General features: G+C 50.2%; 18 protein-coding genes. 14 read left to right on the forward strand and 4 right to left on the reverse strand.

The annotated features are described in order from the left end of the window. Positions 1–36: 36 nt before the first annotated feature. The gene (gene gldJ / locus J3P35_RS02005) at positions 37–1224 is read left to right on the forward strand and encodes a gliding motility lipoprotein GldJ (RefSeq protein WP_210462569.1); all 1188 of its coding nucleotides are present in this window, start codon (positions 37–39) and stop codon (positions 1222–1224) included. Positions 1225–1302: 78 nt separating this feature from the next. On the opposite strand, the gene J3P35_RS02010 is transcribed toward gldJ, so the two are convergent. After that, positions 1303–2016: a ComF family protein gene (locus tag J3P35_RS02010; protein ID WP_210462571.1), complete on the reverse strand. Its 714-nt coding sequence runs from the start codon at positions 2014–2016 to the stop codon at positions 1303–1305. A gap of 68 nt (positions 2017–2084) precedes the next feature. Here J3P35_RS02010 and J3P35_RS02015 point away from each other — a divergent pair, with 68 nt between their 5' ends. The 10 genes from J3P35_RS02015 (at position 2085) to J3P35_RS02060 (ending at position 13863) form a co-directional block, all read left to right on the forward strand. Then, positions 2085–2441 (forward strand): carboxymuconolactone decarboxylase family protein, encoded by a 357-nt coding sequence (locus tag J3P35_RS02015; RefSeq protein ID WP_210462573.1) that lies wholly within the window; start codon positions 2085–2087, stop codon positions 2439–2441. A gap of 237 nt (positions 2442–2678) precedes the next feature. After that, complete coding sequence (locus J3P35_RS02020) at positions 2679–3023, forward strand: hypothetical protein (protein ID WP_210462574.1); 345 nt, start codon at positions 2679–2681, stop codon at positions 3021–3023. Next, entirely contained in the window at positions 3020–3793 is a 774-nt protein-coding gene (locus tag J3P35_RS02025; protein WP_210462575.1) for an exodeoxyribonuclease III, read from the forward strand. Before J3P35_RS02020 ends, J3P35_RS02025 begins: the two co-directional genes overlap by 4 nt. A gap of 376 nt (positions 3794–4169) precedes the next feature. Beyond that, the gene (locus J3P35_RS02030) at positions 4170–7472 is read left to right on the forward strand and encodes a DUF4175 family protein (protein ID WP_246849909.1); all 3303 of its coding nucleotides are present in this window, start codon (positions 4170–4172) and stop codon (positions 7470–7472) included. A gap of 33 nt (positions 7473–7505) precedes the next feature. After that, positions 7506–7925: an ATP-binding protein gene (locus J3P35_RS02035; protein WP_123127003.1), complete on the forward strand. Its 420-nt coding sequence runs from the start codon at positions 7506–7508 to the stop codon at positions 7923–7925. Beyond that, entirely contained in the window at positions 7906–8337 is a 432-nt protein-coding gene (gene ybeY, locus J3P35_RS02040) for an rRNA maturation RNase YbeY (RefSeq protein ID WP_210462577.1), read from the forward strand. Before J3P35_RS02035 ends, ybeY begins: the two co-directional genes overlap by 20 nt. 69 nt (positions 8338–8406) lie before the next feature. Beyond that, the gene (gene mnmG / locus J3P35_RS02045; protein WP_210462578.1) at positions 8407–10269 is read left to right on the forward strand and encodes a tRNA uridine-5-carboxymethylaminomethyl(34) synthesis enzyme MnmG; all 1863 of its coding nucleotides are present in this window, start codon (positions 8407–8409) and stop codon (positions 10267–10269) included. A 1-nt stretch (position 10270) separates the two neighbouring features. Beyond that, the gene (locus tag J3P35_RS02050) at positions 10271–11158 is read left to right on the forward strand and encodes a class I SAM-dependent methyltransferase (RefSeq protein ID WP_210462579.1); all 888 of its coding nucleotides are present in this window, start codon (positions 10271–10273) and stop codon (positions 11156–11158) included. Between the two features lie 67 nt (positions 11159–11225). Continuing rightward, on the forward strand, positions 11226–12815 hold the full coding sequence (locus J3P35_RS02055) for an Ig-like domain-containing protein (protein WP_210462580.1): 1590 nt from the start codon (positions 11226–11228) through the stop codon (positions 12813–12815). 568 nt (positions 12816–13383) lie between these two features. Continuing rightward, complete coding sequence (locus tag J3P35_RS02060; protein ID WP_210462582.1) at positions 13384–13863, forward strand: hypothetical protein; 480 nt, start codon at positions 13384–13386, stop codon at positions 13861–13863. A 601-nt stretch (positions 13864–14464) separates the two neighbouring features. Here the strand turns inward: J3P35_RS02060 and J3P35_RS02065 are convergent. Beyond that, the gene (locus tag J3P35_RS02065) at positions 14465–15871 is read right to left on the reverse strand and encodes an inorganic phosphate transporter (RefSeq protein WP_210462584.1); all 1407 of its coding nucleotides are present in this window, start codon (positions 15869–15871) and stop codon (positions 14465–14467) included. A 244-nt stretch (positions 15872–16115) separates the two neighbouring features. Here J3P35_RS02065 and J3P35_RS02070 point away from each other — a divergent pair, with 244 nt between their 5' ends. Then, positions 16116–17612: a glycine--tRNA ligase gene (locus tag J3P35_RS02070; RefSeq protein WP_210462586.1), complete on the forward strand. Its 1497-nt coding sequence runs from the start codon at positions 16116–16118 to the stop codon at positions 17610–17612. 715 nt (positions 17613–18327) lie between these two features. Here J3P35_RS02070 and J3P35_RS02075 read toward each other — a convergent pair. Then, positions 18328–19416 carry a dipeptide epimerase gene (locus J3P35_RS02075; protein ID WP_210462588.1) on the reverse strand — a complete coding sequence of 363 codons (1089 nt, stop codon included), beginning with the start codon at positions 19414–19416 and terminating at the stop codon, positions 18328–18330. A 599-nt stretch (positions 19417–20015) separates the two neighbouring features. On the opposite strand from J3P35_RS02075, the gene ileS reads away from it, so the two are divergent. Both ileS and J3P35_RS02085 read left to right on the forward strand, forming a co-directional pair. Then, entirely contained in the window at positions 20016–23576 is a 3561-nt protein-coding gene (ileS, locus tag J3P35_RS02080) for an isoleucine--tRNA ligase (RefSeq protein WP_210462590.1), read from the forward strand. A 97-nt stretch (positions 23577–23673) separates the two neighbouring features. Continuing rightward, positions 23674–24291 (forward strand): lipoprotein signal peptidase, encoded by a 618-nt coding sequence (locus J3P35_RS02085; protein ID WP_210462592.1) that lies wholly within the window; start codon positions 23674–23676, stop codon positions 24289–24291. Between the two features lie 59 nt (positions 24292–24350). Here J3P35_RS02085 and J3P35_RS02090 read toward each other — a convergent pair whose 3' ends face one another. Continuing rightward, positions 24351–24965, reverse strand: a complete 615-nt coding sequence (locus J3P35_RS02090) for a hypothetical protein (RefSeq protein ID WP_210462594.1) — start codon at positions 24963–24965, stop codon at positions 24351–24353. Between the last annotated feature and the right edge of the window lie 138 nt (positions 24966–25103).

The raw sequence follows: 25103 nt of genomic DNA on the forward strand, positions 1-25103 counted from the left end.
CTAAAGAATACAATCTTACCGGTATTTACCAATTTTATGAAAGTTTCTAAACACTTAATGTACGTGTTGGCGGCGGGAGCAATCGTTTTCTCCTCCTGCTCTAAAAACAACCGTCCCACTAGCCAGGATCCCGGCAAAAACAGTACTGCCACTGGGATTGCCTATGATGATGAAGAAGGTGGTTTTGCTGTAGCCGACTATAGCGACGTACCTGAAGGACCCGGTTTGGTATTTATTGAAGGCGGTAGAACCACCCTTGGTTCTTCTGAGGAAGATGTGGCCATGACCCGCGACAACATTGAGCGTACCGTAACCGTGGCGTCTTTCTACATGGATGAAGCAGAGGTAGCCAACATTCACTGGCTGGAGTACCTGCACTACATCAGAAAAGACTCTTCTGAAGAAATCTACGCCAAGGCCTTGCCAGATACCACCGTTTGGGAGCGTGAATTGTCTTTCAACGACCCTTACGTAAACTATTACCTGCGTTACCCAGGTTTCCGCTACTACCCGGTAGTAGGGGTGAGCTGGTTGCAAGCCCAGGATTACTGTACCTGGAGAACCGCCATGGTAAACAAAAACCTGGCTGCTGACTATGATGGCGAATTAGCTGAAGGAACTACACCTCCAATTGAGTCTGGCGCCATTCTGCCCAACTACCGTCTCCCAACAGAAGCTGAGTGGGAATATGCTGCCCAGGCTTTGATTGGAACCCAGCTGAGCGAAGAAGAAAACCAAACCAACAAGCGTATCTATCCTTGGGATGGACACCAGGTGCGTAACCCGTACGGCAAAGGCCAAGGTCAGTTCCTGGCTAACTTCAAACGTGGCCGTGGTGACTACGCCGGTATTGCTGGCTCATTGAACGATGGTGCCATGATCACTGAGTACGTGTACGCTTACCCGCCAAACGACTTCGGTCTGTACAACATGGCTGGTAACGTGAACGAGTGGGTACAAGACGTGTACCGTCCGCTTTCCTTCCAGGATGTGGAAGACCTGAACCCAGTGCGTCGTAACGGTGTGCAGGATGATTCTTCAATGTATGATGTAGCCGGCTTCCAGTCTCTGATCACCAACACCGTGCGCGTGTACAAAGGTGGTTCCTGGAAAGACGTGGCTTACTGGTTGTCTCCAGGAACCCGTCGTTACATGGAGCAGGATTCAGCTACCTCTACCATTGGTTTCCGTTGCGCCATGATCAACACTGGCTCAAACAAATAAGAAATCAACTCTTAGTCATAAACAAGAAAGGCCGGTATATCCGGCCTTTCTTGTTTATGACTATTTTCTTTTACGCCTTTATAAGGTGTAGGCAATAGACGCCACGCTTACGGCAGTGGCCCCCTGCTTGAGCAGCACCTGAGCACAGGCTTCTATGGTGGCACCCGTGGTGATGACATCATCTACTAATAAGACGTGTTTCCCCTGTATGGCTTCCGGCCTATGTATGGCATATAACTGCTGCATGGCTTCCCATCTGGCTTGCCGGTTTTTGGTGGTCTGGGTAGCACTAAGTCGGTTTTTCCGGAGGGCGTCAGTTGCCAACGGCAGCTCCAGGTGATCCGCAATGGCTTTCGCAAAACCCAGGACTTGGTTATAGCCGCGCTGCCGCTCCTTGCTCTGGTGCATGGGTACGGGTACCACTACTTCCACAGCCCTGAATTCCTCCTGGGTTTTAAGCTGAGCCCCGAACCACCTTCCCAATAACTCACCCACTTCTTCCTGGCCTTTGTATTTCAACTGGTGAAGCAACCGCTGCACGCGTCCTTTCTCTTGGAAGACAAGGTAAGCCGCCGCCAGTTGAATGGGAACCCGTCCCCAGAAAACCTGGTGCAAAGGGTTGTCAGTAGGGGAGAGGTGAAAGTTGGTGTACGGAAGTTTGATGCGGCAGTGGCTGCAGATGATTTCCTCACCCATGGCTAAATCCCCGCCGCAGGCCCGGCAATCCTCGGGGAAAAGCAGCGCCAGGAAATCGTGATAGAGCGTACGGAGGCCCAACTGCGGTGGCAACATAGACTACTTGCGGATTTTGGTGTAACTTTACATAGCGGCGCAGAATGCCGCCTTTAATGACGCATAAAATGAGCTTAGTAACAGAATTCAACGATTACCGCACCCGCATGAACGAGAAGATCATGGAGGCGGACAATAAAGTGATCAAGCGCTTTTTCAACTTAGATACGAATGCCTACGCAGAAGGTGCGTTGAATGTAAAGACCAAAGAGATGCTGGGCTTGGCCTGCTCCATGGTACTGCGTTGCGACGACTGCATCAAGTACCACCTGGGCAAATGCTTTGAGTGCGGCCTCTCTGACGAGGAAGTGTACGAGGTCTTCGCCATCGCCAACTTAATTGGTGGATCCATCGTGATCCCGCACTTTAGAAGAGCCGTGGAGTACTGGGAAGAACTGAAAACCGAAAGGCAAACCCAAGCCTAGAACGATTTCTGTTTACGTCCTGTTTTCGGGAAAACAGCCCTAAAACCGTTGTTTGTACTTGTGGATTACTGTCTTTTTCTTCTTCCATTCACAGAGAAAATAAGAAGACATAATCTACTTAAAACAGCGTTTTAGGGCTGTTTTCATCAAATCAGGCTCTAAAAAAGTTTAGAAAAATGGTGGAAAGCGAAGAGAAATCCACTCCGGTGCTATGCCACTTATGCACACAGAAATTCTATGGAGAACGAAGAAGATTTTGATGTTAGGTGGGCCGCGTTACGCCAGGACATCAAGAAACAGTTTGGGAAAAAGCCTGACCTGAATGCCATCTTATTTTTGATTGGCGTGCAGGAACTAGGCCAGGGGATACGGGAGTTCACCAAGGAAGAAAAGCAGGATCTGATGCACATTGCCACCTGCAAACTCCTTAGTCTGTCTGGCTACTATGAGTTGGAGGGCCTAGACCAGGAGGGGTGGCCGCACTGGAAATCGGTGAAGCCGCTGCCGGCCTGTAACCTGAAAGAGCAGGAGCGCATGCTCAAGTGGCACGCCCTGGAGTACTTTGACGAAATGAATTCATGAAGATTATCAGCTACAACGTAAACGGCATTAGGTCTGCCATATCCAAAGGCTTCCTGGATTGGGTGAAAGCCGCCAACCCAGACGTGCTTTGCCTGCAGGAAATCAAAGCCGACGAAACCAAGTTTGACAAAGCTTGCTTTGAGGAAATAGGGTATCATGTTTACCTGCATCCAGCCATTAAAAAAGGCTATAGCGGTGTGGCTATCCTTTCCAAAAAGGAGCCTAAAAACGTGTGCATCGGCTGCGGCATTGAGCAGTACGACCATGAGGGCAGAGTTATCCGGGCAGATTATGACGGCTACTCGGTGTTGAACGTGTACATGCCTTCGGGCTCCAGCGGCGAGCACCGCCAAGCCTTCAAGATGGAATGGCTCCGCGATTTTCAACAATACATTCAGGGTTTAAAGGACACGGTGCCTGGTTTGGTAATCTGCGGCGACTACAACATCTGCCACCAGGCCATTGATATCCACAACCCTAAATCAAACGCCAACTCATCCGGCTTCCTGCCCGAGGAACGGAACTGGTTCTCCAGTTTCTTGAAGGATGGTTACATTGATTCGTTCCGGCACTTCAACCAGGAGCCGCACCAATACACCTGGTGGAGTTATCGGGCCAATGTCCGGGCCAAGAACCTGGGCTGGCGTATAGATTACCTCTTGGTTTCTGAGCACTTGAAGCCTTTGATGAAGCGGGCCGCTATTTTACCTGAGGCTAAACACTCAGACCATTGCCCTATACTTTTGGAAATGCACCCCGTGGAAAACTAGGCTTTATCCTCCTACCTTGAGAATGCGTTTCTGGCCTGTTTCTAGGAAAACAGGCCAGAAACGCATTTTTATTTTACTTCTTCTGTGGACAGCGCCATTCCTTATATTGTAGAGTAGGGCAATCCATTCCTCACCTATCCACAGGAACCATTTTCCTGCGCCATCGCGTTTTTCACCTGATTTGAGGAACATAGCCCAAAAACCCTGCGGAATGCTCTCAAATCAGAGAATTAACAATAAATTAGTAAGCAAAAGAGTTAATACTCTGCTGATTAAATACGTATGACAATAAAAGGAAACGGCTGGTACTCATTTCTCCCGTACCGTTGTTTCGGGCTACTCTAATCTTATCTCATTTATGCGGGCTGCCGGTTCTTTGGATACAGTTTTACAGCAGCTTCAGGCGTTTAAACGCAAATTCTACCTGAACCTGCTTTTTAAAGGTGCTTTACTCTCATTGGGGTTGGTGCTTTCTTCTTATCTGCTCATCACCGTTCTGGAGTATTTCTTTTATTTCCAGCCGGAGGTACGGGCCTTTCTGCTGTTCTCATTTCTGGCCATCAGTGCCTTTGCCGTAATCAGATGGCTTTGGGCACCCATTATGGGATTGACCAACCTAAAGAAACTCCTCACCGATGAGCAGGCCGCCCAACAGGTTTCCCATTATTTCCCAGAGATACAGGACCACCTGCTCAATTTGCTGCAACTGAAAAACGTAGCCATGGGCAATGACCTGGTGGCTGCCAGTGTGGAGCAGCGCTCAGAAGAATTGGTAGGGTACCGTTTTCCGGAACGGATCAAGTTCACCCAGAACCGCTCTTACTTTAAATACCTGCTGCTGCCGCTTACTTTGGTGGTGATCCTGGCTTTCATTTATCCGGCTCTGTTTGTGCAGGGAACGGAACGTATTATCCATTTCAAGCGGCATTATGCCCCTAAAGCTCCTTTCCAGTTTGAAATCCAGAATTCCTCCTTGCAGGCATTCAAAGGCGAGGACTTTCAGTTGAAGGTGAACATTGAGGGTAATCGGGTACCCGAGGAAGTGTTTCTGGTGATTGACGGCCGCCAGATGCCGCTCAAGAAGTTGAAAGACCAGACTTACGTTTATGATTTTGAGCAAGTGCAGGAGTCAGTGGATTTCCAGTTGACCGGCGCCGGCTTCTATTCAGATGAAAACCGCTTAACCGTGGTGGCCAGACCCATGCTTCGGCAGTTGAAGGCCCAGTTACGTTACCCTGCCTATACCAAACGGCCTGCCGAAATCCTGGACAACACAGGAGACCTGACCATCCCGGAGGGAACGCAAGTGACCTGGCGCCTGGCCGCGGACAACGCCGATTCGCTCTGGCTACAGTTTGATGCGCCGGTCCAGAAAGTAAAAGCGCAAACCGAAGACGAAGAATACGTGGTGCGGAAGACGTTCATGCAAAGCCACCGCTACAGCATGCACCTCAAGAACCGCTACTCAGAGAACAAAGAGCAGATCTCGCACCAGATCACCGTTATCCCAGACCGCAACCCTGAGATTACCCTGGAACAGTTCCGTGACTCGGTGCTGTACTCTTATTTAGTAGTAGGTGGGACCATCTCAGATGATTACGGCTTCAGCAATCTTTCCCTGCACTACAGGGTGCTCAGAGGAAACAAAGCTGCCACTGGCTACAGAGCGGTTTCTATTCCGTTCAGTGGTTCTCTGGCCACACAGTCGTATTTCCGACAAATGAACCTGAAGCCGCTGAACCTGCAGCCGGGCGACAAACTAGAGTACTTCGTGCAAGTAACCGACAACGACCAGGTTCCCCAACCAAAAAGCGCCCGCACTTCCACGTTCATCTTCAAGTACCCAGACCCGTCTGAGGTGCAGAAATCAATTGAGGAGTCTTCGCAGCAGGTGCAGTCCCAGATGAAGTCTTCGCTTACCAAGGCCGAGGAGTTGAAGAAATCCCTGGAGCAGAACGAAGAGAAGACCAAGCTGAAGAAAGAACTCTCTTACCAGGATAAAAAAGCCCTGCAAGAACTCGCCGATAAGAAGAAGGCTCTACAGGAAGAACTGGCCCAACTGCAGAAGATGAACGAGCAGTTGAACCAGCAACAGGAGCGTTTCTCGCCCCAAAACGAAAAATTAGCCGAGAAACGTGATCAACTCAAGAAGATGATGGACCAACTGCTGGATGAGGAAACCAAAAAGCTTTATGAGCAACTGGAGAAACTGCTGGAGCAAAAGCAGCCTCGACCAGAACAGATACAGCCGCTTCTGGACAAACTCAACAACAAAGAAGAGAACCTGCAGAAAGAGTTGGACCGCCTGCTGGAGATGTTCAAGCAGCTGCAGGTAGAGCAGAAGCTAGACAATGCCCAACAGAAACTGGATGACTTGGCCAAGAAGCAGGAGGATCTAGCGAACAAAACCGGCGAGCAGAACAATAAGCCAGACCAAGCCTTGCAGCAGGAACAAAAGCAACTGCAAGAAGAATTCAAGCAGATGCAGAAAGACCTCAAAGAGGCCGAGAAGATGAACGAGCAACTGGAGAATCCTGAGGACATCCCTGACACCGATAAGATGGAGGAGCAGATTGAGCAGGAGCAGGAGAATGCCCAGGAGTCCATGCAAAAAGGCCAGAACAAGAAAGCGAGTCAGTCGCAGAAATCGGCGGCACAGAAGATGAAGCAGATGTCGCAGCAGATGCAGAGCCAAGAAATGGAAGGCGATATGCAACAAGCCCAGCAGAACCTGGACCATCTGCGGGACATCCTGGAGAACCTGGTAACACTGTCCTTTGACCAGGAGAAATTGATGAAGGACTTCCGGAACGTGCAGCAGAGCGACCCGAGGTTCATCGGGCTGGCACAGCAGCAGATCAAACTCTCAGATGATGCCAAGATCATTGAAGACTCTTTGCTCTCCCTTGCCAAACGCGTGCCGCAGATACAGTCCTTCGTGACCCGCGAGGTGGGTGCCATGGAAGGGGAGATGCAGAACAGTTCTGAGGCTATCAAGGACCGGAATCTGCCTAAGACGGGTCAGCACCAGCAACTGGCCATGACCTCCATGAACAACCTGGCCCTGATGTTGAGTGACGTGCAGCAGCAGATGCAACAGGCCATGATGGCTATGCAGCAAGCTGGCCCTGGCAAGAAGAAAGGCAAAGGCAAGAACGGAAAGAACCAACCGGGCGCTTTAGGGCAAATGCAGCAGCAGTTGAATGAGCAGATCCAGCAGCTTCAGAAGAGCGGCCAAAGTGGTCAGCAATTGTCGGAGCAACTGGCCCGCCTAGCGGCACAGCAGGAAATGCTCCGGAATGCCATGAAGGAACTGGCGCCTTCGCCTACTCAGCCGGGGGGCAAAGAAGGAGGGGAGAAACTCAGTAATTTGAGCAAGCTCATGGAACAAACCGAAACTGATCTCGTTAATAAACGTCTTACAGAGCAGACCATGATGCGGCAGAAGGAGATTTTGACTCGTTTGCTGCAAGCTGAGAAAGCCGCCAATGAACGTGATCTGGATGAGAAACGAGAGGCAAACACCGCCAAGGAATTGCCCGCCCGTATCCCGCCATCGCTTCAGAAATACCAGGAACGGCAGAAACAGCAGACAGAATCGCTCCGTCAGAACCTACCTGCTTTAACACCTTATTATAAAAAGCAAGTAGATGCTTATTTTAAGCGATTAGGTTATTAGATTTGCAGACATTTCAGATATAGTAAACATATTATGAATCAAGTTAAAATTCAGATTCCTTCTATCATTGAGAATATCCGTATCGTGGAGAGCTTCATTGACAACTCACGGGAGAAATTTCAGATTGAAGATGACATCTATGGTAATATCATGGTTGCCGTGACGGAATCTGTGAACAACGCCATCAGACACGGCAACAAGTTTGATAAAGATAAGAACGTCTATCTTTCTCTTTTTGTAGAGCCCAACCAACTTCGCTTTGAAGTACAGGACGAAGGAAACGGATTTGACCCAGAGACCTTATCTGACCCAACTGCCCCAGAGAACCTGGAGAACCCCGGCGGAAGAGGTATCTTCTTAATGCGTAACCTCTGCGACGATGTCTCTTTCAGTAATGACGGACGTACGGTTTCTTTAACTTTCAATATTGAGAATGCAGGAACTACCCATTGAGTTCTTTACCGAGGAGGTAGAATTTGAGGTTAAAAACGAAGAGAAAGTCAAAACGTGGCTTTTGGAAATAATTTCGAAATATGACTTCGAATTAGAATCTTTGAACTACATTTTTTGTTCCGATGAATATCTTCATCAGATGAATGTAGAATACTTAGAGCATGATACGCTCACTGATGTCATCACCTTTGATAATTCCGACTTTGAGGGAGTTATTGAAGGTGATGTTTTCATTAGTATAGACCGCATTGTGGACAATGCCGCTACTTTCAACATTTCCCCAGAAGAAGAGCTTCACCGGGTAATGGCGCATGGCTTACTCCACTTGCTCGGTTTTGATGATAAAACGCCAGAAAAGAAGGCTTTAATGCGAGCCAAAGAAAATGAGTGTTTAGATCTGCTGAAGTTGTAAACACCTCTTTCTAGAGTTTTCCTCACTTATCAACAATGTTTCACGTGAAACATCACACTAATCCACACTATGTTCACAAGTTATGATGTAATAGTAGTTGGGGCGGGACATGCCGGGTGCGAAGCTGCACATGCGGCCGCCACCATGGGGTCGAAGGTATTGCTCGTAACCATGAACATGAACACTATTGCGCAAATGTCCTGCAACCCGGCTATGGGGGGCGTGGCCAAAGGCCAGATTGTAAGAGAAGTTGACGCCCTGGGTGGCATGAGCGGAATCATTACGGACAAGACCATGATCCAATTTCGGATGCTGAACATGTCCAAGGGTCCCGCCATGTGGAGCCCGCGGGCTCAGAGCGACCGCATGCGCTTTGCTGAGGAGTGGAGAATGGCCCTGGAGCAAACGCCTAATATTGATTTCTGGCAGGAGATGGTTTCTGAGATCCTGGTGGAAGACTGCCAGGCGGTAGGAGTGAAGACCAGCCTGGGCATTGAGATCAGAGCCAAAGCCGTAGTCTTAACCAACGGAACCTTCCTGAATGGCATCATCCATATTGGCGAGAAAAAATTGGGCGGCGGCAGAGCCGCCGAAAAATCCGCAAAAGGCATCACCGAGCAATTGGTGCAGTTGGGCTTTGAAGCCGGCCGCATGAAAACCGGAACGCCTCCGCGCGTAGACGGCCGTAGCCTGAACTATGACGTGATGGAAGAGCAGAAGGGCGATGAGAATCCGTCTAAGTTCTCCTACACCGATACCCCGGCGCTCACCAATCAGCGGAGCTGCTACATCACGTACACTAACTCCAAAGTACACGAGATCCTGAAAACCGGGTTTGAGAAATCGCCCATGTTCCAGGGACGCATCCAAGGCTTGGGTCCGAGGTACTGCCCATCCATTGAAGATAAGATCAACCGATTCGCGGAACGTGACCGTCACCAGATCTTCGTGGAACCGGAAGGATGGAGCACCGTGGAAGTTTACGTGAACGGTTTCTCCAGCTCATTGCCCGAGGATGTGCAGTTCAAAGCCCTCCGCGAAATCCCCGGATTTGAGAACGCGAAGATGTTCAGACCGGGTTACGCTATTGAATATGACTTCTTCCCGCCTACCCAATTGAACCTCACGCTGGAAACGAAGTTGGTGGATAACCTCTACTTCGCAGGGCAGATTAACGGTACCACCGGATACGAGGAAGCGGCCTGCCAGGGCCTTATGGCGGGAATTAACGCCCATAATAAGGTGCATAACTCAGAACCGTTCGTCTTGAAAAGATCAGAGGCGTACATAGGTGTTTTGATCGACGATCTAGTAAACAAGGGTACAAACGAACCATATCGTATGTTCACCTCGCGCGCCGAACACCGCATCTTGTTGCGCCAGGACAACGCAGATCTTCGCCTCACCGAGAAAGGCTACCAACTGGGTCTTGCCTCAGAAGAGCGTCTGCAGAAAGTGAACCGCAAGAGACAAGAGACGCAGGAAGTACTCACGTATCTGCAGCAAAAAGGAATTGAGCCGGAAGAAGTAAACGCCATGCTGCTTTCCCTTGACTCCGCACCTATCAGCGAGCGAGCCAAAGCCGGCAATTTGTTGAAACGCCCAAATGTAGAATTGGAGCACCTGGTGGAATCATCAGAGAGCCTGAAACTGTACCTGAGCAAATATTTACCAGACAGCCTGGAGCAGGCGGTTATTCTTTTGAAATATGCGAGCTATATTGAGAAAGAAAACCAGATGGCCTCAAAAATGGAGGAACTGGAAAACTACCGCATCAAAGACCGACTGGACTACAAAGCCATCACGGCGCTTTCCAACGAAGCCCGCGAGAAGCTCTTGAAAGTACAGCCAGAAACCTTAGGACAAGCATCCCGCATCAGTGGCGTATCTCCCGCAGATATCTCCATCCTGATGGTATACTTAGGAAAATAGAATGAGCTACGAACGGCTAGACCATTGCCCCATTTGTTCAAAAACAGAGTTTAAGAATTTTCTAGTAGTACAAGACAAAAGCGTAAGCCAGGAGAGTTTTGTGATTGTGCAGTGCAAAAACTGCCAGCTCAAGTTCACGAACCCGCGTCCGCCCGAGGAGAGCATAGCCCCGTACTATGCCTCGGAGGCTTACATCTCCCATTCAGATACTAGCAAAGGCCTGCTTAATAAAACCTACCGCCTGGTTCGTTCCATGGCGGTAAAGAACAAGGTGGAGCTGGTAAACAAACTGGGAAACAAGGGCCGCATCTTAGACTACGGTTGTGGAGTGGGTTATTTCCTGCAGGGTTGCCAAAAACAAGGCTGGCAAGTAGAAGGAGTAGAGCCCAACGAGGCAGCCCGGAAGCAGACGGAGGAGAAAATTGGCAAGCCGCTGTTTCAAGGCAGTTTAGAAGAAATTGGCCAGGAAACGTTTGAGGTAGTCACCATGTGGCACGTATTGGAGCACATCCACCAGTTGAACGAAACGCTCAAAGCTCTGGTGAACGCCACCAAAAAAGGAGGCCATGTAGTGATTGCCGTACCTAACGCAGATTCCTACGATGCCAAGAAGTATGGCGCCAATTGGGCTGCGTACGATGTTCCGCGCCATCTGTACCACTTCAACAAAGCCAGCATGCAGCGGCTTTTGAAAAAACACCGGTTGCAGCTCAAAGAAGTGTTACCTATGAAGTGGGACGCCTACTACGTGAGCATCCTCAGTGAGAAGTACAAGAACGGGCAGACCAAGATGCTGGATTCCTTTTACACAGGGTTCAGGTCTAACCTCCACGGTGCCCAGAATGACAATTCTTACTCCAGCCAAATCTTCATCGCGCAGAAAAATTAAACAGATACACTAAGCGTAATGACCTTGCAGTTCACACTGTAAGGTCATTTCCATTTTAAAGCCAAAAATGAAAAATCAGCTTAAAAACGCACTCACGGGCCTAGCCCTGTTTCTAAGTGGGTGCGCCAGCATCAGCAGCCCCGAGGGGGGAGCCAAAGATGTCACGCCTCCAAAACTTGTGAGCAGCTATCCCAGCAACGGGCAAACCAACGTAAAACCCGAGAAGATCACGTTGACCTTTGACGAGAACATCCAGACGGTAGACCTCACGCGGCAACTCATTATCGCACCGTTCACAGACAATACTTATAAGAGTAGGGTGAAAGACGGCACAGTGGAACTCACCTTTTCCAAGCCCTGGGACGAGAACACCACCTATAGCCTCAACTTCAGAAACAGCCTGGCAGATCTCACGGAGAAAAACCCGGCCCGCAACGTGGTCGTCACTTTCAGTACTGGTCCTTTATTAGACTCGGGGAGGGTAAGCGGCAAGGCCAACCTGCTGTTCAGCAACACGCCACCTAAAGAAGTGAACGTGCTCTTATACCCAGTAACGGATACTTCCCAAGTAACCAAAGGCCGCCCGCTGTACGTGACCAATACAGACTCCAGCGGAAACTTCAACTTCAGGAACATCAAAGAAGGAGACTACTTCATCTACGGCTTAACTGAAAGCAACAACAACCTGCGGTACGACAATGAAAATGAATTCATCGCCTACACCACAGACACCATCAAAGTACGGCCCTCAGTTGAGGGCGTTCAGCTGCGCCTGCATACCCAGGATGTGACCCGGCCCAACGTAGTGGCCAGGAGAAGCTTCCTGAACATGTATGAGGTGGAGTACAATGAGGGAATAGCCCAAGCCAGAGTTACCGCTGCTGACAAAGATCCCAACATGAGATACCTCATAGCCAACAACGGGAAAACCCTGCGCCTGTTCCCAGCCAAACCAGATGAAAAACAGTGGCTCGTGGAAGTGCAGGATAGCGCCAGCAACTCCCGCCTGGATACTGTGGCCGTGCGCCTCAGCGGGAAAGCGGCCCCTCGCCGCAACAACAGCTTTGCGGTATTGAACGGGTCACCCGTGAAACCCGGCGAGCAGATCAGGGTGCAGTTTGAGGTACCCACCAAAGTGGTGAATCCGGTGGGGGCCTTCTCCTTCGTGCTGGATTCTGTGACCACCGTCTCCACCAAAGACACCTCAGAGTTCCGGTTCAACCCCGAGACCACCCAGATAACTTTCCGGTTGCCGCTCGCAGCCAAACGCGAGATCGAAGTGAACATGGATACGACCAAGGTCTTGCCTTACATCGGGGAACCTTATGGCAAAATGCCGCAGAACCTGGAAGTAAGCGATAAGGTGGATGCCGGTAGCCTGAAAGTACTCCTGAAAACTACCCAGAAGAACTTCATTGTGCAGCTCCTGTCCCAGAATGCCGTGGTGGAGGAAGTGAAGAACCAAAAGACTATTCTCTGGGACGATCTCAAGCCGGGGTCATATCAGATCAGGATCCTGGTAGACCTGAACGGCAACGGAAAATGGGACAACGGCCTCTTGAAGGAGCGCCGATTGCCCGAGCCGGTAGTCTTACCCAAGGACATTTGGGAGCTCAGGGCCAACTGGGAAATTGAATCCCAGGTCATAGAGTTCTAGCGTGGAAACGGGGTGGATAACTGTGGACAAGAATATGGATAAAACCGGCGCAAGTCTGATAAATCAAAAACCCAAAACCGAAGATTCTACGTTCAAACATGCAATTGTGGGTGGCCGTGCATAAAAACAGAATTTTCGAAAAGTTATGCACGTGAGTATAAACGTTGGGCCTTTTCCCCGTCTTTTTGTGTGAAGAAGTGGAAAGTTCCCGTAAGTACCTGATAAAGACGATAAAAGAATCCACAGAGACTTGGGAATAAATGGGACTACTACGAGGATATTTCAGAAGTGCGGGGAAAACGTGGGGACAAGAAATTTTATCCACTTCTGCACAGCCCTAATGACGAACAAGATTCTTTTTTAAAAAAATCATTTTATAATAGATATCAGGTTGACTCCGTGGAAAAGTGGGAAAAGCCGAAAAATCAGGAATGAGAAGGGGGAGCTGGGGCGCGGCGCGGTTTTGCCGCAGATGGCCCGAACAGGGGCCAAATGTGGAAGACCCGCTATTTTTGAGTAGTTTTAGGAAAATAAACCCGGAAACGGAACCATATAACCAATTGAAACTATGGAACAGGACAAAGAACAATTTGACAATGAGATAAAGCTGGGATACGGCATTGGCGATTTACACTTCGGGTTAAGCATGGATGATGTGGAGGAGATCATGGGCGAGCCCGAGGAAGTAGAAGAGTCTGACGAGGAAGATGAGTTTGAGCACAAGGCCTGGAACTACTGGGACAGCGGCTTCTCGTTCTACTTTGACAAAGAAGACGACTACCGCCTGAGCTGCATAGAGACCGCCAACCCCAACGTAACATTGTTCGGGAAGAAGATCTTTGAAATGAGCCAGCAGGAAGTAGAAGATCTCTTCAAGCAGAATGGCGTGCAGAACGTGGAAAAGGAGAAAATCGAGAACAACGTGACCTGCCTTTCTTACGAGCGCGAGATGATTGACCTGTACTTTGAAGAAGGTAAGCTACTAGCCGTAAACTTCGGGGTACACATGGACGATAACCTGGAAGTACTTTGGCCAAAAGAAGGCTAAGGGCATCAACCAGTAACTGCTACATACTCTATTAAACAGAAAGAACCGCCTAAAGCGGTTCTTTCTGTTTATAGCCAATTTTAAACCCATGCGTTTTGCCACTGTTTTTCAAAAAACAAGCCCAAAATGGCTGCGGTATACCAAGGCATGTGCCCGGTTATCACCAAATACGCAATCCTGAAGCGGCTCATTTTTCAGGTTCCACGAAAATACCCGTGGAACCTGAAAAATGAAGGCCTTATAGAAGCCATTTTTAAGACCGTACAGCCATCGGGCCAGGAATAACGAGCTCTCATGAGCCTGATCAAGCTGCAGCCTTTAGAAGGGCCTCTATTCACTAATTGCCTTATGGGTTTACGTTCCATCTGGAGGTTGGCTCAAGAAGTCCTGGAGGAACGCTAAAAGAAATGAAATAAGCCAAGACTCTAGACGCATTAAAATTGCCATTCCATTTGGGAGCTGTTTTACAGAAATCAGCCTTAAACCAGCTTTAGGTTTAACGGAGAGCAGAGATCAAGTAGGCAGTTGAGGTCAAATCGGGGTAAAACAAAAGAGCCGCTACATCACTGCAGCGGCTCTTTTGTTTTGAGGTAAAGGTGGTTTAGGCAAACATCCAGCGGAAGATCAGGAACAACGTTCCGGATAAGAACATGGAAACCGGCAGGGTCAGTACCCAGGCCAAGGCAATGTTCCGGATGGTGCCGGCATTCAGGTTCTTGATCCCGCGGTTGGCCACCATACTACCGGCAATACCGGAAGAAAGGATGTGGGTGGTACTCACCGGAAGTTTGAACACGAACGTAGAGAAACCAATCACGCTGGCAGCCATGAACTCAGCCGAAGCGCCCTGGGCGTAGGTAAGGTGTTCCTTTCCTATTTTCTCGCCAATGGTTTTCACAATGCGTTTCCAGCCAATCATAGTCCCGATACCCAGAGAAAGCGCGATCATCATGATTACCCAGTTAGGGGCGTAGTCTGTGTAAGAGCGTAGGCCGGTTACCCCAGCTTTCAATTGGTCGCGGTCACGCTGACTTAGGGTAATATCCTGGCTTTCCATCAACTTATCAGATCCTTTGGTGATTAAAAGGATGTCACGGCGCAGCAGGAAACGGCTGTCTTTAGGTAAAGCTTCGGTAGATGGGTTAGCGGTAAGAAGGCTTCTCATTTCTCTGGTCTCAGCATTCAAAAGGCTTAACTGCTTGGCATCAGTGGCAGACAGAACGGTGCTGTCTACTTTGGTCAATACCTGCTCAACCTGGGTAACGGAACCCAACAAGCCCGCCGGATCTTTGTCGCGGTCCAAGGCATAGTAAGAAGGAACAATGGCAATCAAGATCAGCATCACCAGACCAACCCCTTTTTGGCCGTCATTTGATCCGTGGAAGAAAGATACCAGGGTACAGGTGATAATAAGAATGATACGGATCCACAATGGGGGAGCTTTGCGTTTGTGCGGCTCCTTGAAAATGGTCTTGTTTTTCACAAACCGCTTCAAAAGGAACATCAGGAAAACGGTCAACGTGAAACCCAGGAAAGGAGATACCAGAAGAGACATCCCGGTTTTGGTGGCCTCAGACCAGGCAAAGGTAGCCTCGGTGGTAGAGGGCAGCAGCGAATAGGCGATTCCTAGTCCCAGGATGGAGCCGATTAGCGTGTGGGAGCTGGAAGAGGGCAGACCGTAGTACCAAGTACCCACGTTCCAGATAATGGCGCTTATCAATAAAGCCCCAATCATGGCAATGCCGTGCCAGACATCCTGGTCAATGAGCGTCTCAATGGGCAACAGGTACACAATACCCATGGCTACCCCAATACCGCCGGCAAAAACGCCAATGAAATTCCAAAAGCCAGACCAGACAACCGCTGCCCAGGGGCGCAAGGTGTTGGTGTAGATAACGGTGGCCACAGCATTAGCCGTGTCATGGAAACCGTTCACAAATTCAAATGCACACGCGGCCAGTAAGCAGATTACCAGCAAGATCAAAAGATCCGTTTCTAGTCCAAACATAATGTATTATAGGTGAGAAAAAAGCTGCCAAAATTAAGGGTTTAAATACCTTGCAATGTTACCGAATTGTTAAGGAATGCTGCCCCCTTCAATTTTAGGCTCAGTAAAAGTACGAAGCATGCGTTAACTCCACTCATAATCAGGGGGCAAGACAGAACATTTACGCCCCGCAGGCGGTATCTCTCTAACCAAACCCATACGTTGTTTTGCCAAAAGTGCCAACGAAACCTCTATATTTGCGCCCATGAGCACAACTGAGAAAACCACAGAGAACGCACAGTTAAAAGATATCATCTCGCACGCTAAGGAATACGGCTTCGTGTTCCCGTCCAGCGAGATCTATGACGGACTTCAGGCCGTGTATGATTACGGTCAAAATGGGGTGGAGTTGAAAAACAACCTCAAAACGCTTTGGTGGAAATGCATGACGCAACTGCACCAGAACGTAGTGGGCATTGACGCTGCCATCTTCATGCACCCCAGCACCTGGAAAGCATCGGGCCACGTAGACTCTTTCAACGACCCCATGATTGATAACCTCGACTCCAAGAAGCGCTACCGCGCCGATGTTCTGATTGAGGAAAAAGCCGCCGAGTACGAGAAAGCCGGCGATGTGGAGAAAGCCCAATCTTTGCTGCAGGAAATGGGCCGTTTGTTGGGCGCCGAAGATTTGAAAGGCGTACAGCAATTGATTACCTCAGAAAACATAAAATGCCCAATCTCAGGCACTTCTAACTGGACCGAAGTACGCCAATTCAACCTCATGTTCTCCACACAGGTAGGATCAGTGGCCGAGGACTCCAGCACCATTTATCTACGCCCCGAAACCGCCCAGGGAATCTTCGTGAACTTCCTGAATGTGCAGAAATCAGGCCGTATGAAAGTACCTTTCGGAATTGCTCAGATTGGTAAGGCGTTCCGGAACGAGATTGTAGCCCGTCAGTTCATCTTCAGAATGCGCGAGTTTGAGCAGATGGAGATGCAGTTCTTCGTGCGCCCTGGCACAGAGATGGAATGGTACCAGCACTGGAGAACCATGCGCCGCAACTGGCACGAGGCCCTGGGTGTTCCCGCCGAGAAGCTCCGTTTCCACGACCACGAGAAGCTGGCCCACTACGCGAACGCCGCCGTGGACATTGAATTTGAATTCCCCTTCGGATTCAAGGAAGTAGAGGGCATTCACTCAAGAACTGACTTTGACCTGACGCAGCACCAGAATCTGAGCCGCAAAAAGCAGCAGTACTTTGACAATGACTTGAACGAAGACGGCAAACCCTACGGAAATTACGTGCCTTACGTAGTGGAAACTTCCGTAGGCGCCGACCGCCTGTTCCTGATGACGCTCTGCAACGCCTTCACCGAGGAAGAAGTAACCGAAGGAGACGCTACCAAAACCCGTACCTTCCTGAAGTTCCACCCGGCCATTGCCCCGGTGAAAGCCGCCATCTTCCCGCTCGTGCGCAAAGACGGTTTGCCAGACAAAGCCATGCAGATCTTCGATGACCTGAAATTCGATTTCAATATCATCTACGAAGAGCGCGATGCCATCGGGAAACGCTACACTCGCCAGGACCTGATCGGAACGCCGTTCTGTATCGCCGTGGATTACGAGACCCTGGAGAACGACACCGTCACTGTGCGTGACCGTGACAGTCGCGAACAGAAGCGCATGCACATCTCAGAACTGCGCCAGTACATCGGTGATGCCGTCAGCTTCAAGCGCATCTTCGAGAAAATTTAACCCGTGGAAATCTGCTGGTTTCCCAAAAACAGCTTCTAAACACATTAACACGAAAAAGGCCTCTGCAGAAATGTAGAGGCCTATTTTGTGTGGGATAAACTAAGATTAAGCAAGCGCCTGAAGGTAGGTTTTCCACTTGGATGTATAAGCTCCTTATCAAAACAATTCTCATGGTTCAAGTCTGTGACTTGGACCTACCATGGGCTGCAGTTTGCAACTGCAGTGAAGCGTTAGCTTCAAAAGACGTTCACCTTATTAATAGAGTAAATTGCTGGGAGTAAACTGCTGGCGCGAGCTTGCAGCTCGTGTCCGCACGCATTCCTGAGATAAAATCTGCATACTCTATTTTGTCATCTTGGAAAGATCTTGTGAGCGAACTAGAAAAGCATTGAAGTAACGCTTCTGCCGTTTGCCCACAAGATCTTTCCAAGATGACAGAAGAGGGTAAAGGCTTTTATAGACCAGAGGCTAAACCTTTATAAAGAATGAAAGCGCTGTTAGCAATGCGTGCGGACACGAGCCGGAGGCTCGCGCCAGCGAACGTGCGATATTATTATTTAGCTGCAGTTACAAACTGCAGTTCATAGTAGGTCCAAGTCACAGACTTGAACCATATAAATTTTAGGTGTAGACCAGCTATAAACCAAAAAAGCGCATTGGGCCTGTATTCATTAAAACAGGCCCAATGCGCTTTTCAATTTACAGAACAAATTTCTCAGGATAGGGTAGGAGCGAAGTCTACCCCATGACCAGCCACTTCAGGATTCAACCGCAGTACTTCACCTGCTTGTTCAAAGCCGCCGCTGAACGGATGCTCCGCTATAAATAAAGGAGTGTCCAGATCTATGTACCCGAACCCGCCGATGCCAGCGGCGAAATGGGCGGAGAAGGTCATGGCCAGAATACTCTCCACCATGCCGCCAATCATGAGACCTAATCCGTGGACCTGCGCCAGGGCTGCCATCTGCAGTGCTTCCAGCACGCCGCACTTCATCAATTTGATGTTGACAATCGTGGCGCTTTGGTCCTGTGCCAACCGTGAAACATCTTGTGCGCTGCGGGCAGACTCATCGGCAGCGATGGGGAAAGGACATGTGGTTGCCAACACCGCCAGGTCTTCCCAGGATTCACGTGGAAGTGGCTGTTCCAATAAGATGATCGGGATTTTGGCTTCGGCGGCTCTGTTGACAAAGGCTTGGGCACGCTCCAAATCATAACCACAATTTCCGTCAACAATCAGTTTTGCCCCCGGTGCTGCGTTGTGGATTGCCTGAATTCGGCGGAGATCGTAATCCACATCGGTTCCTTCGGTCTTTACTTTTATAATAGAGAACCCGCGTTCCACGATGGACTTGGCCGAAGCCGCGGCGTGCGCCTCATCGCCGGCGGTGATGGTGAGGTCGGTGACCAACTGCGTCTGCACTCCTCCGAAGAAAACATACAGCGGCATCTGGTAGTGTTTGCAAAGTGCGTCTAGGATCGCCATCTCCAACCCGCACCGGGCAGCGGGTGCATTATGGGCGAGTTTATCTAATTCCTTGGCCAAGGTGCGCCAGTTTTTGACGTCTTTCCCGATGAGGTGTTTCTCCAAATCCTGCAGTACCGCCAGGGTGCTTTCCTGTGTCTCGCCGCTCACCGCCGGGAACGGAGCCGCCTCGCCCAAACCAGTCGTTCCATCCGCCAGCTGCACCTGCACCACCACATTTTCCACTTGGTACTGGGTGCCCGTGGCTATGGCGAAAGGTTCTATCAGAGGCAGATTCAACGGTTGATAACTCACCGAGACGATTTGGGTAGAATTCATGCTTTTTTGTTTATAGGTGTGCCGGCAAAGAAACAAAGAAAGGAAATGCCGCCGATAGAAAAACCGCGAATAAAATCTACCAAGGCCGAAAGCATGGAAGTTATCCTGTGAAAAAGTGGTTTTCCTGTTTCAAGGCTGTTTTGGGAAAAGGAGGCCTAAAATGAGGAGTTGTCCACGGCAAGTTTTCTGTAACATCACCAAGCCCTTTTCGCTGGCGCGAGCCTCCGGCTCGTGTCCGCACGTATTCCTGAATGGCTATTCCACAATGTGAAGGCACGAGCGGGACGCTCGCGCCAGCGGAGGAGAAGCCATCGAGAAGCTTCAATGATCTGGTGCCGTTACTTCCTCTAATCAGAGTCAATAAGCAGCGAGTCGTTTCCCGCCTGTTTTCAAAAAAGTAGCCCCGAAGCGGAAAAAAGCGTTGGAATCCTAACAGAAGTTATTTATTGTTTAACTTTGCTTAATTATGGCTTACGAGAGAGAGGCAATTTATTCTGTCTCGTAAAGCTTTAGCTAGTATCGGCTTGGGCAGGGTACCACCTGGCGGACCGATACTTTGGGAATAGAGTAACAGCGACCACACCATACGTTCAAACAAGGTGAAGTACAACGAGTATAAGCAACTAGACTATGCGGGTCTGGCCGAAGAGGTGAGAGCCTACTGGAAAGAGAACCGCATCTTTGAAAAATCGGTGGAGACCCGCGAGGGTCAGCCCACCTTTGTTTTTTATGAGGGACCGCCCTCTGCCAACGGCGCGCCGGGTATTCACCACGTGATGGCCCGTGCCGTGAAAGACATTTTCTGCCGCTACAAAACCCTGCAGGGATTTCAGGTTGTCCGCAAAGGCGGCTGGGATACCCACGGCTTGCCCATTGAGCTGCAGGTGGAGAAAGAACTGGGTATCATCAAAGACGATATCGGGAAGACCATCTCGGTGGAGGAGTACAATGCCCGTTGCCGCGAGACCGTGATGCGCTTCAAACATCAGTGGGATGACCTCACCGAGCGCATGGGCTACTGGGTAGACCTGGACGAACCGTACATCACCTTTGACAACCAATACATAGAGTCAAACTGGGCCTTGCTCCGGAAACTCTATGACAAAGGCTACCTCTACAAAGGCTACACCATTCAGCCGTACTCGCCTTCAGACGGAACCGGGCTCAGCTCCCACGAGCTGAATCAGCCGGGCTGCTACAAAGAAGTGAAGGATACGTCCATCGTGGCGCAGTTCAAAGTCATCAGGAATTCTGCCTCAGAGTTCCTTTTCCATGGGTCAAATGATGGTGTCTACATCCTGGCCTGGACTACCACGCCCTGGACCTTGCCTTCTAACACCTCTTTGGCCGTTGGCGACAAGATTACCTATGTGCAGATAAATACCTTCAACCCGTACACCCACCAGCCTGTGAGTGTGGTGCTGGCGAAGGCATTGGTAGGGAAGTATTTTTCAGACAAGAACAAAGACCTGCAGCTCGCTGACTACAAACCCGGCGACAAAGCCATTCCGTTTGAGATTGTGCAGGAGTTTACCGGTAAGCAATTGGTGGGGATCCGGTACGAGCAACTGATGCCCTATCTGCAGCCGTTCTACGATGCAGATAAAGCGTTCCAGGTAGTGGCCGGAGATTTCGTGACCACCGAAGACGGTACCGGCGTGGTGCACACGTCCCCAACCTTCGGGGCCGATGACTTTAGGATAGCCAAACAACATGGCATCCCAGCCTTGACCATCAAAGACGAATTAGGCAATGAGCTTCCTACCGTTGACCGGAGAGGGAAGTTCATAGACGAGATTGGCGTAAGGCTGCAGGAAGGCGTTCAGAAGTATAACATCAAAACCCATAAACCGCTTGGGCCCGATGACTTCTACGTGAAGAACTACACGAATGAAGATGAGAGCCACCCGGATTACAAAACCACCGATGTCATCATCTCCATCATCCTGAAAGAAGAGAACAAAGCTTTCAAGGTAGAGAAGTATGAGCACACGTACCCGCACTCTTGGCGCACCGATAAACCGATTCTGTATTATCCGTTGGATGCCTGGTTCATCAAGACCACCGCGGTGAAGCAGCGGTTGATTGACCTGAACAAGACCATCAACTGGAAACCGGAGTCCACCGGCTCAGGCCGTTTCGGGAACTGGTTGGAGAACCTGGTAGATTGGAACCTGTCGCGCTCGCGCTACTGGGGAACCCCGCTGCCCATTTGGCGCACCGAGGAAGGCGATGAGGAAATCTGCATCGGCTCTGTAGCCGAGCTGGACCGCGAGATCGAGCGCAGCATTGACGCCGGTTTCATGCAAGAGAACCCGCTGCGCCAAGCCAAGAAAGCCGAAGGCAAAGCAACCGGTACGCCTGCACAGCACCAGACCAACACCCTGCTGGAATTTGCCGGCGAGTTCGCGCTGAGCCCCACCGGCACCGAGGAGCCTCGTGCTGAACTGGGCATCACCGATTTCAATTACGAAGGATTTGACCTGCACCGTCCTTACGTAGACAACATTATCCTGGTAAGCCCGAGCGGCAAACCCATGAAGCGCGAGACCGACCTCATTGACGTGTGGTTTGACTCCGGCGCCATGCCGTACGCCCAGTGGCACTACCCATTTGAGAACCAGGAGACGTTCAAAGCCAACTTCCCCGCTGACTTCATCGCCGAGGGCGTGGACCAGACCCGTGGTTGGTTCTTCACCCTGCACGCGCTGGCCGTGATGCTGGAAGACAGCGTGGCGTTCAAGAACGTGATCGCGAACGGCCTGGTGCTGGACAAGAACGGAAATAAGATGAGCAAGCGCCTCGGCAACGCCGTGGATCCGTTTGAGACCATCGGCCGCTTTGGCCCTGATGCCACCCGCTGGTACATGATTGTGAACGCGCCACCTTGGGATAACCTCAAGTTCAACCTGGACGGGGTCACCGAGGTACAGCGTCGTTTCTTCGGGACGCTGCAGAACACGTACTCGTTCTTCGCGCTATACGCCAATCTGGACGGTTTCACGTTTGAAGGAACAGAAATCCCGGTAGCGCAACGCACCGAGAGCGACCGTTGGATTATCTCCCGCCTGAACACGCTGGTGAAAGAAGTAGCCGGCTACTTTGACGACTACGACCCAACCAAAGCCGCCCGTGCGATTCAGGACTTCGTGGCCGACGAGCTGAGCAACTGGTACGTGCGCCTGAACCGCAAACGTTTCTGGAAAGGTGAACTGAACCAGGACAAACAAGCGGCTTATCAAACGCTGTACACCTGTCTGGAGACCGTGGCCAAGCTGGCTTCGCCGATTGCGCCGTTCTACATGGACCGCCTGTTCCTGGACCTGAACCTTGTGAGCGGAAGAAGCAAAGCCGAGTCTATCCACTTGGAGTCATTCCCGGAAGTGCAGACGGACCTGATTGACGTAGACTTGGAGCAGCGCATGCAACTGGCGCAAAGCGTGTCTTCTTTGGTGCACTCGCTCCGTAAGAAGCACATGATTAAAGTGCGTCAGCCACTAGGCCGTATCTTAATTCCGATTCTGGATGAGAAAATGAAGACCCAACTGCAAGCCGTGGAAGATTTGATTCTCTCTGAGGTGAACGTGAAGAGCCTGGAGTACCTGGAAGACACCACTGGCATTTTAGTGAAGAAGATTAAGCCTAACTTCAAGCGTCTGGGCCAGGTATTCGGGCCGAAGCTGAAGTTGGTGGCTGCCCAGATTCAGCAGATGAGCCAGGAAGACATCGCCAAAATGGAGCGCGAAGGTTTCTTCGAGATTCCAGTGGAGGATGACACGACTGTGCTGAGCCGCGAAGACGTGGAAATCATGTCTGAGGACATCCCGGGTTGGCTGGTAGCTTCAGAGGGAGCACTGACCGTAGCCCTGGACATTACCGTGACTGAGGAACTCCGCTTGGAAGGGATGGCCCGCGAATTGGTAAACCGTCTGCAAAACTTGCGCAAAGACACCGGTCTGGATGTTCAGGATAAAATTAGAGTGTTCCTGCAGGATGGCAATGAAGAAGTGGCTGCCGCCGTTCAAGCTTTTGGAGGCTACATCTCCGAGGAGGTACAAGCGGTGGAACTAACCTTGGTGCCAAGCCTGGCAGATGCCGAGGCCGCCGTACTAGACATGGAAGGCTTCAGTTTGCCGGTGAGGTTGGAAGTAGCCAGATAAGAGTACGCTTACCAGGAATTTAAAAGAAGATTGAACGCCGGCCGTTTTGAGCCTTTTTGAGAAAAACAGCCTTGAAACAGTCGGTTAAACCTTAATCATGAAGTACGCAAAATACTATCTGGTTGCCTTGCTGGTGATCGCGGTGGACCAGGCCGTAAAGATGCTGGTGCACCAAAAGATGCAAATGGGCCTGCCGGGGCAGATTCCTGTCTTCGGGGACTGGTTCAAGCTGCATTACACCCTTAACCCAGGCATGGCGTTCGGGGTAGAATTGGGATCGGCTTACGGCAAAATCATTTTGACGGTCTTCCGGATGGTGGCCATGGTAGCCATTGGGTACCTGGTGTATTACCTAGTTCAGAATCGTTACCACAAAGGACTGATCTTCTGCGTGGGGTTGATTTTGGGCGGGGCTATCGGGAACCTCATAGACAGCGTTTTTTATGGTGTGCTTTTGGATAATGCCCCTTACGGTGTGTCTACCCCATGGCTGCACGGCCAGGTGATTGACATGTTCTACATTGATATATGGGAAGGCATTGTGCCGAACTGGATTCCTATCATTGGGGGAACACCCATGTCGCTGTGGCCTATCTTCAACGTAGCCGATGCCGCTATTTTTGTGGGGGTTCTGATCATCATCTTCAACCAGAACCGTTTCTTAAACCATCCGCCGGTAAAGGAGAAACACGAAATCAATATAGTAGAGGCGTAAAAAAGAGGGCTGTCCATTTGGGCAGCCCTCTTTTTTATGGGTGTTTTTCAGAAATCGGCTTAGAAAGAATAGCCCATGTTCAAGCCAACGGCGAAGATGGAAGTTCCTTTGTTATAGAAATATCCTGCCGCGCGCATCCCGAAGAACAGGCGGGTGTCGTCAAAGAAATCTGTCTCGAAAACGGCTTTCCCGCCAAAGTCTTTTTCCCGGATATGCACGAAAAATTCATCGGCGTTTCTTCCCGGCGTGGTAGTGGCTCCCTGGGGAATATCTCCTTTTTTCAGATCCAACTCTGAGCGCCTCCGTACGGCAGGCCCCACCCCGAATTTAAAGGTGTACTTCTCCGTCTCATACAAGTCATAATAGAAAGAGGCGTCAAACATGACAAAGGCTTTCCGGGAGGTGAAAAGTTGGATGTTCTTATCGTAGCGGGAGGAACTGAGGTACTCCCCGGAGACGGTGAAATGGAAATGGTCAGTGAGTTCACGGGTATATTGCTGGGTGAACAAGGCCCCGCTATTATCTCCTTCCAGGATATAGGCAAAATTCACCCCGGTTCTGAAGTGGTTTGGATAGCGGTATTGCGCCGAGGCACCTTGTACGGCAAACAGGAAGAAGAACCCAACTAAAACGCTTTTCAGCAGAAGGTTACTTAGGAAGTTAACGTGTTTCATAAAAACGGGTCTTAATTCAAAGGAAAAGGGGATGGGCATGCGGTATTGTCAATACTCAGGTTTAATTATTTAAGTTGTGCCGCTAAATAAATTTTCTGCTATATAGAGGCTTTGAAGGCGTTTTTGAAGGAATCTAGC

The sequence above is a fragment of the Rufibacter roseolus genome, from assembly GCF_017916365.1.
GTDB lineage: Bacteria > Bacteroidota > Bacteroidia > Cytophagales > Hymenobacteraceae > Nibribacter > Nibribacter roseolus.

Coding starts and splice junctions, on each gene's coding strand:
- gldJ (WP_210462569.1), top strand. CDS start 37: ATGAAAGTTTCTAAACACTTAATGTACGTGTTGGCGGCGGGAGCAATC.
- J3P35_RS02010 (WP_210462571.1), bottom strand. CDS start 2,016: ATGTTGCCACCGCAGTTGGGCCTCCGTACGCTCTATCACGATTTCCTG.
- J3P35_RS02015 (WP_210462573.1), top strand. CDS start 2,085: ATGAGCTTAGTAACAGAATTCAACGATTACCGCACCCGCATGAACGAG.
- J3P35_RS02020 (WP_210462574.1), top strand. CDS start 2,679: ATGGAGAACGAAGAAGATTTTGATGTTAGGTGGGCCGCGTTACGCCAG.
- J3P35_RS02025 (WP_210462575.1), top strand. CDS start 3,020: ATGAAGATTATCAGCTACAACGTAAACGGCATTAGGTCTGCCATATCC.
- J3P35_RS02035 (WP_123127003.1), top strand. CDS start 7,506: ATGAATCAAGTTAAAATTCAGATTCCTTCTATCATTGAGAATATCCGT.
- ybeY (WP_210462577.1), top strand. CDS start 7,906: ATGCAGGAACTACCCATTGAGTTCTTTACCGAGGAGGTAGAATTTGAG.
- mnmG (WP_210462578.1), top strand. CDS start 8,407: ATGTTCACAAGTTATGATGTAATAGTAGTTGGGGCGGGACATGCCGGG.
- J3P35_RS02050 (WP_210462579.1), top strand. CDS start 10,271: ATGAGCTACGAACGGCTAGACCATTGCCCCATTTGTTCAAAAACAGAG.
- J3P35_RS02055 (WP_210462580.1), top strand. CDS start 11,226: ATGAAAAATCAGCTTAAAAACGCACTCACGGGCCTAGCCCTGTTTCTA.
- J3P35_RS02060 (WP_210462582.1), top strand. CDS start 13,384: ATGGAACAGGACAAAGAACAATTTGACAATGAGATAAAGCTGGGATAC.
- J3P35_RS02065 (WP_210462584.1), bottom strand. CDS start 15,871: ATGTTTGGACTAGAAACGGATCTTTTGATCTTGCTGGTAATCTGCTTA.
- J3P35_RS02070 (WP_210462586.1), top strand. CDS start 16,116: ATGAGCACAACTGAGAAAACCACAGAGAACGCACAGTTAAAAGATATC.
- J3P35_RS02075 (WP_210462588.1), bottom strand. CDS start 19,416: ATGAATTCTACCCAAATCGTCTCGGTGAGTTATCAACCGTTGAATCTG.
- J3P35_RS02085 (WP_210462592.1), top strand. CDS start 23,674: ATGAAGTACGCAAAATACTATCTGGTTGCCTTGCTGGTGATCGCGGTG.
- J3P35_RS02090 (WP_210462594.1), bottom strand. CDS start 24,965: ATGAAACACGTTAACTTCCTAAGTAACCTTCTGCTGAAAAGCGTTTTA.